Genomic DNA, 9,805 nt, shown 5'->3' on the forward strand with positions numbered 1-9,805 from the left:
CGTGCCCGGCACTCTTTGTACTCCCGGTGGTAGCCCTTCACTTGGCGCCGAGGGCGCCGTCGGGGGTTCTGGAACGGAGCGAGGTCCTCTCCCACGGAATGCAGCCAGGACAGGAAATGGTGGATTTGCTCGATCCAGCCGGCGGGAGCACCGACTTGCTCCACTGCCCACAGCGCGGCGGGGGTCCAGCCGGTCGGCGTGCTGACATGCGCGGTCAACCGGTGATCCAGCGAATGATGCCTAAGGTGATGGCAGTCAGCGCGATCAACGAACCCAGGATCGCCAGAGTGATGGTTACGGTCTCGTACTTGCTCGTCTTGTCGGAGTCAATCCTCTTCGTCAGTTCTTCCAACGAACTCAGCCGACTGTCCAGTTTGTTCACCGAGAAGAGCTCTTTGAGGTGCGACATCTCCTTTATGAGCTCCGCGTTGTCTGCTGTCTCCTTCGTGATTTTTGAACTGAGGGCCTGCTCGCTGGCGGCGCGCTCATCAAGAACCTTGAGGAGGTGGTCACGCATCTCCGGGTCGGTGACAGTGTTCACGACCTCTTGGCGGAAGTCCCGAACCTGTTCCGTCGGTCGCAGCGCGTTGATGCGTTCCAGGATAAAGGCTTTAAGCTCAAGTAGAGTTGGGAGAATCCCGACCTGAATATGGGCGCTCTGCTGTGTGTTGAGAACGCCAATGACCTTGCCGGATTGCGCGGTCATCTCGATGTTCAGTACGCCGAACGATTCAGGGTGCTCGATGGCGTGATTGATGGTCACCAAAGACGATTGCAATTCGGATAGCGTCTGGATCTCCAGCTGCTCCCGAGTGAGGTTCAGCTTCTTGAGACGAGGCTCGAACACGCCTTTTGTTATGGCCTCTGTCGGATCACTTGCTGCCGCGTGCACGCGTTCCCCTACGCCCACGATGCCCCCTGGAGGTCGGTTCTTCGGGGTAGCCACTATGGCACTGAGCACCTGACTCCTTGGCTTCCTTTCCGAAAGAACTTCCATGGGGTGCGTGTCGGGGGTGGTGGGGCATGGCCGGCCTTGGCCGCGACGACCATCCGTCACGCCTTCGACGAAGCGGTACACCACGTCGACGCCGTCTTCTCCACTTGTCGGTTCCGCGGGCAGGCGGCGACGAACGGGACCCCAGCACACGCTTGTTGTTGTCTCGCTTTCGGCAACGGCCTTGTCGGAGAAGTAGACCTGGGCACAGGGGGAATGGAGTCGGCGGGCTTCTTGCCGTGTACGACTGCCACCACGGCGTGAAAGGATCAGGTGATTCCTGTCGTCGAGGAGGGGCTGACATGAGCGGGGGCATACCGCCGCGGCCGGACAGCGATGAGCCGGGCGGAGCACCGCCGGGTCCCAGGTTCGTTCCTCCCATGCCCACCCGTCCGCCTCGGCGACGCTCCCCGTTCAGGAGCCCCCAGTACGTGGTTCCCGCGGTGCTCGGGGTGGCAACAGCTCTGGCGGTCACGGTGATCAGCGGCGGGTGGGGCTGGTTTCAGGGGCAGTGGTCCGATCCGCCAGGCCTGACCGTGCACTCCACCATCGGCTCGTGTCCCGTCTACACCGACAAGTCGCTGTCGCAGCTGCGCAAGGACTCCAGCAACGACAAGCTGGCCCAGGCGACACCGGTCACCTCTCCCGGGGACGATCCGGCGACACTGGCACTGACCTTGCAGGCCAGGACGTCAGAGGCCATCGTCGTCACCGGTGTGACCATCCACCGCGTCTCCGCCGGGCCCGTCCCGCGCAAGGGATCGGTCATCGAGATGGAGTGCGGCGGGGCCCTGTCACCGCGCGTCTTCAATGTCGACCTCATGCGGCCTCAGATCCGCCTCGTTCCGGTCGCCAAAGGCGCCGGCAAAGCCGTCGATTTCCCGTTCACGGTCTCTGCCGGCGATCCGGAAGAGCTCGACCTGCAGATGTTTCCGGGGGGCCACGATGTCCGGTTCAGCGTTGAAGTGCACTGGATCTCCGAGGGGGAAGAACACAGCGAGACCGTGATGGACGGCACCCAGGCCTTCCGCGTGATCGGCCCCGGCCGACTGCCTACCTACAGCTTCGGCGACACCGTCAGTAGGTGACCCGCTTGATCCTCGGCATGGAACCCGATCGGGTTCGGTTCGTGGCGCGATCCACGCAGCGTGGAGGAGCGTCGGGGCAAGGGGCACGGCTACGGAGAGAGCGACTGAGGCCCAACTGGAGGACCCCGAAACGGCTCGTCGGCTGTGGGAAGCGAGCGTAGAGCTGACCGGCGTCGCGCACGCCGCCATGTGAAGAAAGGGGCAGCCATGGATCTCGCAGCCGTTCAATGTCTCGGTACCTTCACGGAGCTGTCCCGGGCCGATCCCCGCCTCCCTCACACGATCCGCAGCGGTTAACGTTCCTGATCACAGGAGCGCACACTCGTGCACCTGCCTCGATCCTTTCCTCATCGACCTCACGGGGGACCTGTAATGGCCATGGACAACGGCGCGACGGGCGGCAGATCCCGGCGGCACCTGCTGCGGTTGGCTGCGGGCAGTCTCACGCTGACCGCGCTGGGGGCCGGCACGGTCGGCTGCGGCGCGGACGCAGAGAGCACGACCGGCAGCACGGACTCCGGCGACGGCCCCGGTGCAGCAGCCGACAAGAAGCCCGAAGGCGCTGCATCCGGCAAGGGGCAGGGCCCGAAGCCGCTGTGGACGAAGACGACGTCGGCGCAGACGTACGGGGACAACGACGAGCTGGTGGCCGTGGACGGCGTGGTGATCGCGAGCGGTGCCCCGCTCGCCGCGCTCGACGCCAGGACCGGCGCAACGCGCTGGTCGTTGCAGGAAGGAGCGGCTCCCGGCGCTCCGTTGCTGATCGGCTCCGGCACGCTGTATCTGGCGAGCGGCAAGTACGACGGCACCGTGCGCGGGTACGACCCGGCCACCGGCAAGGAGACGTGGCGCAGCCGTCTGGGCAAGCAGTACCGACAGCCGATGCCGGTCGCGGTGGATGACAAGCAGGTGTACGTGATCGCCGAGATCCTCGAGGACGACGGCTCGTCCCGGACGAACGTGATCGCCGCCCTGGACGGCACCACAGGCAAGGTGCTCTGGAAGGAACAGCGGGACGCGGGCACGGAGCAGAACGGTGTGCACGCCGTCGTGCAGGGGCGGCACCTGGTCTACACCGACTTCAAGAAGAACCTCACGGTCCGTGACACCACCACCGGCCGACAGGTGTGGTCCCACAAGACGACCAAGACGAACTACGGCGTCTTCGCCGTCCACGAGGACTTGGTGATCGTTCCTCAGGGGCAGCGACTGCAGGCCCTCGATCTGTCCGACGGCTCCGCAGCCTGGTCCCTGGAAGCCGCCGAGTTCGACACCTTCAAAGAGCCTTCCGTCCTGGGGGACGTCCTCTACGTGGCCGACAGCGGAAAGACCTTGTGGTCCATCGCCCCGCGAACCGGCAAGGCGAACTGGCGCTCGAAGGCGCTGACGGACGCGCAGGCGCAAGTGCCCCGCCAGTTCCTCGAAGTGGACGGCATCCTGTACGGGGCGACCGACCTCGACGAGAAGGGCGGCATCCACGCCTTCGACGCCAAGACCGGCAGTCTGCGCTGGACGTTCAACGACGGCTCCGGCGACACCCACGCCTGGCTGATGGCCGGCGATGACCAGCATGTCTTCGCGCTGCACGGCAAGAAGCTGTTCGCCCTACCCGCCTAACGTGGCGTGAAGCCGCCTCAAGCGTGTCGCAGATGGTGACCGGCCTCTGTCCCACCGGGCTGTCCACGACCTGACCCTTTACGCCGCCGAACCGGGCAATACCTCCGAGGAGCACCTCAAGATTCTCGCCTGTACGGCTGCCACCCCCTCCCCAGTAGCAGAACCCGGCGACCGGCTCAGCTGAGCGGTCTGTTCCGAGTGACGCGGCGAGGGGTCCACGCGGCGTGGCTCGGACGCTGGAACAGTTCGGTGAGCCCCACAAGAAGGCCGGTCGTTCCAGGCCGAGTTGATGGTGCATGAGCGCGATCATGAGGAGAGGCGGATCAGGCGGGACCGCCCAGGGTGATGCCGCGGGTGGCACTTTTCGATTTCCGGGGCGCGGGAGCGTGCGGCTCCATCCATGCCCACGCTGGTGGTGCCGATGCTCGTCGACGAGTGACGGGCAGCCTTTGGCTCGTGCTCCAGAGCTCCAGAGCTCCACGGTCTTGTCGTCGCTGCCGGTGGCCAGGGTTTCGCCGTCCGGACTGAGCGCGAGACGACCGGCTCTCCGGCGTGGACCTGGCATGCCAAGGACTTCACCCACCCGAGGTGCCGTGCCCGCCCCAATGCCCCGTGCACGCCGCACGGGCAGCCGGAACGAGAGGAACGGGCGGCAGTTACTCGGAGCGGTTCCCGAAGACGGCCGGGCCGGGCCGAGGCGCGGCGAGGCGCCGACGTTCTACGGTTCGGTGTAGTACTTCTTGCAGTCCGCGCAGCCCTTGTGCACGGCCTTGACGATGTTGCCGCCCCGGCTCTTGATGACGGCTTCGGTGGCATCGTGCTTCCAGTTGCTCCACCTGCCGTTCTTGTACTTGACGCCGAGCCAGGCGTGGCCTGCGCAGGATCCGTTGGTGGCCTTGCCGGTGACGGCCTTCTTCTTTGTCACGGTTCCGGCGTAGTCGGTGCCGCAGCTCCGCTGCCATTGGACGAAGTCGTCGTACTGGGCGGTGGCGCTGACTTGGGTGGCTGCTAGGAGCAGTGCGGTGGTGGCCGTGGCCACGACGGACAGTCCGTGTGCGATCTTGATCATGGTTCCTTCCCCGATGAGCGGCATGGGGCCGCAACTGCATCGACAGGGTCCCCGGACGATGTCCCTCCGCCGGGGAACCTGTTGAAACCGTAGGACGCACCCTGTCGACCGGCCCATGTGCACGGTGCGCAGTTTTCGCAGCGGATTGTGCGCGCCGCTCAGAAGCCGTGCAGGCCGGCGATGCGGAGAGCGTGCACGACATCGTGGACGCCGGTGCCGCTGGTCAGCAGGTCGAGGCCGAGAGCGGCTTCTGCCGTGCGCAGGTGAGCCCGGACGGTGTTGCGGCTGAGGCCCGCGCGACAGGCCGCGCGCTGGGCGTCGGCGTTGGTGTCGACCCATGTCTGGAGGGTGCGGCGCTGGCGGTCCGGCAGTGGACGTAGAACCGTTCGCGCCCAGCCGGCAGCGCGCTCATTGATCAGCAGATCCGCCAGGTTCGGCGGGTCCGGAGAAGAGCTGAGGCCGGTTCCGAAGTCGGTGAGGGCGTGGGCCAGACGGACATCGGCGCGGACCTGGATGTCCATGAGGTCCTGGCCGAGTGCCCGCTCCGCACGACGCAGATGGGCTGCGACCGTGTTCCTGCTGAGGCCGAGGAGACGGGCCACGCCGGAGCGGGAGAGGTCTATGGCAAGGCGGGTGATGTCGGCGCTGATCGCGGGGACCGTGGTCATCGGTTCAAGAAGTTCATGGGCCCAGGCCGCTGCCGCCTGCCGGGGGAGCAGGACCGACTCCAGCGGCGTCCGGCCGTGGTGGAACGCGACTCGTGCAGGCGTGGCGCGGGCCGCGGCCAGGGCGTGAACGGCCTGCCCGTAGGCCCGCGCGGTCGAGTCGAGTGGGTGGGGCCCGCTGACACCCAGCGCGAAGCGTTCGTCGTGGTGCACCAGGCCCCGCAGCGCCGCGGCAAGCCCGCCGGTCAAGGGGCCGGTCCCGGCATCCTCCGTGTTCTCCGCCACAAGACAGATCAAGTGCTCCCGGAACACCGGGCAGTGCACCATCAGATCCCCTCCGTGGTACCCGGAAGGATCCTGGCGGGCCAGAGCGATCCGGTCGCGTTCCCCCGGCGGACAGTGCAGTAGGTACAGCCGCAGCCGGTCTGTCTCCAGGAGCGGGGGCACGGCCCCGACCGTCATCCGTCGAGCCAGCGTCGGATCGCCCGTCATCAGCGCCTGCAGCACGGCGAAGCGCAGTTGGCGCGCCTTCGCCTGGTAACTGCGTTTTGCCCGGTCGCTGTCCCCGGCCTGGCGCAACAGGGTCAGGACGCTGCAGGTACGGGCCATCAGGTCCGCGGCGACGCGGGACAGCTCCTCCTGTCCGGCTGCCACCAGGACCGGATGCGGCTCCTGCGAGTCCAGGGCCTCGCACCGCACGTAGCGGCCTTGCACATGGGACACGGCTGTCGCCAACTGGCCGTCGCGCAGGCGTGCGAGCAGTTCGGCGACCGGTTCCAGCACCGTTCGCGGGAAACCCGTGCTCGTCGACTCCACCCGGTGGGCGTCAGCGGCCACCAGCGCGATGTCGGCCCCGGTCTGCTGGTGCAGCCAGTCGAGGATCCGTCGTGTGTTCGGCTCACTTCCGCGGCTCACCTGGCGCCGCATCTCGTCGAGCAACCATCCTTCCAGCTGTCTCACCTGCCGCCGTGTCCGAGGTATGGCCAGGGATCGCCATCGTGTCGACTGGCTTCCGTCTGGCTTCCGTGCTGCAGAACCACAGTCCGATCCTCCCCGGGTGCGGCGAGGATATGTCCGCCTTCTCCATGGGTGTCGGCTCTGGGTGGACGCCGCTGTCTCGCCGGGGGTGTCAGACGTCCGCGCAACCGGTGGCCCTCCTGGCGAATCCCGAACCGACCGTCAGATGTCGGTCAGCGGGCAGCAGGTCTCGCCCTGGGCACGGTGGCGCAGCAGGACGTGGCGAAGGGAGTCGTGGCCGAGTACTACAGCGCCTACGCCGACGTGAGTGGAGGTCAATGCTTGGTGTGGTCGGTGATCCAGTGGGCGGCAAGAAGGCCGGAGACTGCGGTGAGGGAGGCGGCTGCGATGACGGTGGCGTCGAGGCCGACGGCGTCGGCGAGGATGCCCGCGAGGAGTGCTCCGGCGGCGTAGCCGACGTCGCGCCAGAACCGGTAGGTGCCCAGGGCGTTGGTGCGCCAGGCGGGGTGTGCGTGGTCGGAGACGGAGGCGATGAGGGCGGGGTAGACCATGGCGGTTCCCAGGCCGAGGACTACGGCGGACAGGATGCCCGCGAGCAGAGGCTGGTCGATCAGGGCGAGGGCGATGGCGAAGCCGGTTGCCTGGACGAACATGCCGGTGACGATGAGGGGTTTGCGGCCGATACGGTCGGCCAGGTGGCCGGCGGGAATCTGGCCGATGCCCCACAGGATGGGGTAGATGCCTTTGATGAGGCCGACGGCTGCGAGGCCGAGGCCGTGGTCGGTGAACAGCAGGGGGAAGACGCCCCAGGTGAGGCCGTCGTTGAGGTTGTTGACCAGTCCGGCCTGGCTTGCGCCGCGCAGTGAGCGGTCGCGCCAGGAGGTGCGGGCGAAGGTGGTGGCCAGGGTGGTCTTCTCGCCGTTGGGCAGGGGTTTCGGGTGTTGGGCGAGTTCGAGGGCCACGTGGGCCGCGGTGTCGCGGACGGTGAGGGACAGGGCCAAGCCGGCGGTGACGAAGACGATGCCGAGGAGTTCGGGGACCGGGCGCAGGCCATAGCCGGTGGCGAGGTAGCCGGTGAGTAGTGCGGTGGCGCCGACAGCGGTGTAGCCGGCGGCCTCGTTGAGGCCGGTTGCCAGCCCTCGGCGAGTCGGTCCGACGAGGTCGATCTTCATGTTCACGGTCATCGACCAGGCCAGCCCCTGGTTGAGGCCGAGCAGGACGTTCGCGGCGATGATCCAGATCCAGGACGGTGCCCAGGCGAGCATGAAGGGGACGGGAACGCCGAGCAGCCAGCCACTCAGGAGGAGCTGCCTGCGACGGAAGCGCGCGGTCAGGGCCCCGGCGGCGAGGTTGGTCAGGGCCTTGGTGAGACCGAAGGCGATGATGAACGAGAAGACCGCCAGGTCGCTGGTGAGGCCGAACACGTCGGTGCCGATGAGCGGCACGGTGGTGCGTTCGAGGCCCACGAGGCCGCCGACGGCGATGTTGACGACGACGAGGAGGGCGAACTGGAGGCGGTTCTCCCGCAGTCCGAGGCGCACCGTGGGTCCGTCGGGCCGCTGCGTCGTGGAGGTCGTCGTCATACGGGGGCGTCCTTGTGCGGTGCGGGTGGCGGGTCTGTCCGGGAATCGGGGCAGGGGACGGGGACGGAGTCGGCGGAGGGGTCAGATGAGTGCATCAGCGAGCATGAAGACCGCGACCGCGAACAGTGCGACGGCGAAGACACGCTGGAGCGTGTTGCCGCTGAGACGCTGTGCGTAGCGTTTGCCGTCCCAGGCGCCAAGGATCGCGGCGGCGGTGAAGGGTGCGATGACGGCCCAGTCCAGATGCACGCCGGTGCCGGCCCGGGCGCCGAGCGCGGCGATCGAGTTGATGGTGATGACGAGCAGGCTGGTGCCGATGGCCCTGCGCATGGGGAGGTTCAGCACCCGTGCGAGAGCCGGCACGGCGAGGAATCCGCCGCCCACGCCCAGCAGCCCGGTCACGGCGCCGAGGCCGGCACCGGCGGCGCCGGCCTTGACGGGGCGCACCTCGCCCGAGGCCGGGGCGGATGCGGGGCGCAGCATGCGCAGCGCGGCGAGGCCCGCGACCACGGCGAAGGCGATGGTCAGCCCGGCCTGGGGCAGCTGACCGGCGGCCGTGCCGGCCAGCATGGCGGGGACGATCCCCGCCGCGGCGAACAGCAGCCCGGTCCGCCAGACCACGTTGCCGTCCCGGGCGTGCCCGGCGAGCGCGGTGACGGACGTCAGGGTGACGATGATCAGGCTGGCGGTGATCGCCTCTGCCGGCGGCATACCGATCAGGTAGGTCAGGGCGGGGACCGCCAGGACGCTGCCGCCACCACCGAGTCCGCCGAGTGCCAGGCCGACGACGGCGCCGGCGACGAGCACGAGGATCAGGGTGGTCATGCCACCGAGCCCTCGGTGCCGTTCCTACCGATGACCGAGTGCCCGGCGGCAGCCCACTGCTGCATGCCGCCTCTGGCGTCCACAGCGTCCACACCGCGTGCACGGAGCAGGCCGGCGGCCTGCTGGGAGCGGTTTCCGCTGCGGCATATCACCACCAGCGGCTGCCCCTGGGCGGCCATCGGCAGGGCAGCCCCCGCGACCAGGGCGGACAGCGGTGCGTGCACCGCGCCGGGCGCCCGCCCGGCGTCCCACTCGCCGTGCTCACGCACGTCCAGCAGGACGTCCGGTGCGTGGGCGCCCTGGGTGCGCCGGTGGGCCTCCTCGACGGTGACGCGCTTCTTGTCGCGCGAGAACAGGGACATCACAGGACCTCTCGAATGCAGTCGGGTGGGAAGTTCGTGCAGGAATCGCGGCCTGCGCGGGGCCGGGACGGAGCGGCACAATCGGCCACTGGGCGGCAACCGGTTGTCCGGTACCTCGTGCCCTCACGCGGGCTGCCTGCTCGGGCGTACCGGTGGATGAGGAGGTTCTGCCCGCGACGTGAGGTCAGGGGGCTTGTGCGGTTCTCGCGTGTTTCCCGGCGGCGACTCGCGAGGCCCTGTCCTCGGTCGAGCAGGACGCTGACGGAGCCGGGAACGGACGTCGCGGCGTTCACCGGGAGCGAGGTCGCGGCGGTGATCCTCACCGACGGATCGCAGGCCAGGGCCAGTGCGGTCGGCTCACGACCGGTTCTGGAGGGAGGTGATGACGGTGCGGACATCGGTGCGCGGGCCGCGGTTGTAGGGCAGTTTGGACAGCATCATGCCCATGGCGCAGGTGTTGCTGAGCGCGGCGACGGTCAGCCCGGCGCCGATGGCGGTCCCGATCAGGTGCACGCCGGGGACGAAGAAGCCCACGACGCCGCTGACGAGCACGATCGAACCGGCGATGAGACGGACCTGACGTTCCAGTTCCCAGCGCTGCGGGCCGCGGTTGACCGGTGCGCC

9 protein-coding genes are annotated in these 9,805 nt (G+C 68.2%); 2 read left to right on the forward strand and 7 right to left on the reverse strand.

All coding sequences use genetic code 11. The features are described 5' to 3' along the window. Nucleotides 1–214 precede the first annotated feature (214 nt). Nucleotides 215–1,081, reverse strand: a complete 867-nt coding sequence (locus M4J07_RS30930; protein WP_255977109.1) for a hypothetical protein — start codon at nt 1,079–1,081, stop codon at nt 215–217. Between the two features lie 344 nt (nt 1,082–1,425). Between M4J07_RS30930 and M4J07_RS30935 the strand changes: the two genes are divergently transcribed. Further along, the gene (locus M4J07_RS30935) at nt 1,426–2,082 is read left to right on the forward strand and encodes a hypothetical protein (RefSeq protein ID WP_255977111.1); all 657 of its coding nucleotides are present in this window, start codon (nt 1,426–1,428) and stop codon (nt 2,080–2,082) included. A 372-nt stretch (nt 2,083–2,454) separates the two neighbouring features. Continuing rightward, nucleotides 2,455–3,699 (forward strand): outer membrane protein assembly factor BamB family protein, encoded by a 1,245-nt coding sequence (locus M4J07_RS30940; protein ID WP_255977113.1) that lies wholly within the window; start codon nt 2,455–2,457, stop codon nt 3,697–3,699. A 718-nt stretch (nt 3,700–4,417) separates the two neighbouring features. Here M4J07_RS30940 and M4J07_RS30945 read toward each other — a convergent pair. The 6 genes from M4J07_RS30945 to M4J07_RS30970 all read right to left on the reverse strand — a co-directional run. Further along, on the reverse strand, nt 4,418–4,768 hold the full coding sequence (locus M4J07_RS30945; RefSeq protein ID WP_255977115.1) for a hypothetical protein: 351 nt from the start codon (nt 4,766–4,768) through the stop codon (nt 4,418–4,420). 158 nt (nt 4,769–4,926) lie between these two features. Continuing rightward, on the reverse strand, nt 4,927–6,393 hold the full coding sequence (locus tag M4J07_RS30950) for a helix-turn-helix domain-containing protein (protein WP_255977117.1): 1,467 nt from the start codon (nt 6,391–6,393) through the stop codon (nt 4,927–4,929). A gap of 332 nt (nt 6,394–6,725) precedes the next feature. Further along, nucleotides 6,726–7,994: an MFS transporter gene (locus M4J07_RS30955; RefSeq protein WP_255977119.1), complete on the reverse strand. Its 1,269-nt coding sequence runs from the start codon at nt 7,992–7,994 to the stop codon at nt 6,726–6,728. A gap of 81 nt (nt 7,995–8,075) precedes the next feature. Beyond that, the gene (locus M4J07_RS30960; protein ID WP_255977121.1) at nt 8,076–8,819 is read right to left on the reverse strand and encodes a sulfite exporter TauE/SafE family protein; all 744 of its coding nucleotides are present in this window, start codon (nt 8,817–8,819) and stop codon (nt 8,076–8,078) included. Next, nucleotides 8,816–9,181, reverse strand: a complete 366-nt coding sequence (locus M4J07_RS30965) for a rhodanese-like domain-containing protein (protein WP_255977123.1) — start codon at nt 9,179–9,181, stop codon at nt 8,816–8,818. Before M4J07_RS30965 ends, M4J07_RS30960 begins: the two co-directional genes overlap by 4 nt. A gap of 357 nt (nt 9,182–9,538) precedes the next feature. Continuing rightward, nucleotides 9,539–9,805: YgaP family membrane protein (locus M4J07_RS30970; RefSeq protein WP_255977125.1), on the reverse strand; the 267-nt coding region annotated here is incomplete at its 5' end.

The organism is Streptomyces longispororuber, assembly GCF_024448165.1.
GTDB lineage: Bacteria > Actinomycetota > Actinomycetes > Streptomycetales > Streptomycetaceae > Streptomyces > Streptomyces longispororuber_A.

What these genes read in the sequence shown, in the direction of transcription:
- M4J07_RS30960 (WP_255977121.1), bottom strand. Translation starts at nt 8,819, where the DNA reads ATGACCACCCTGATCCTCGTGCTCGTCGCCGGCGCCGTCGTCGGCCTG.
- M4J07_RS30945 (WP_255977115.1), bottom strand. Translation starts at nt 4,768, where the DNA reads ATGATCAAGATCGCACACGGACTGTCCGTCGTGGCCACGGCCACCACC.
- M4J07_RS30940 (WP_255977113.1), top strand. Translation starts at nt 2,455, where the DNA reads ATGGCCATGGACAACGGCGCGACGGGCGGCAGATCCCGGCGGCACCTG.
- M4J07_RS30955 (WP_255977119.1), bottom strand. Translation starts at nt 7,994, where the DNA reads ATGACGACGACCTCCACGACGCAGCGGCCCGACGGACCCACGGTGCGC.
- M4J07_RS30965 (WP_255977123.1), bottom strand. Translation starts at nt 9,181, where the DNA reads ATGTCCCTGTTCTCGCGCGACAAGAAGCGCGTCACCGTCGAGGAGGCC.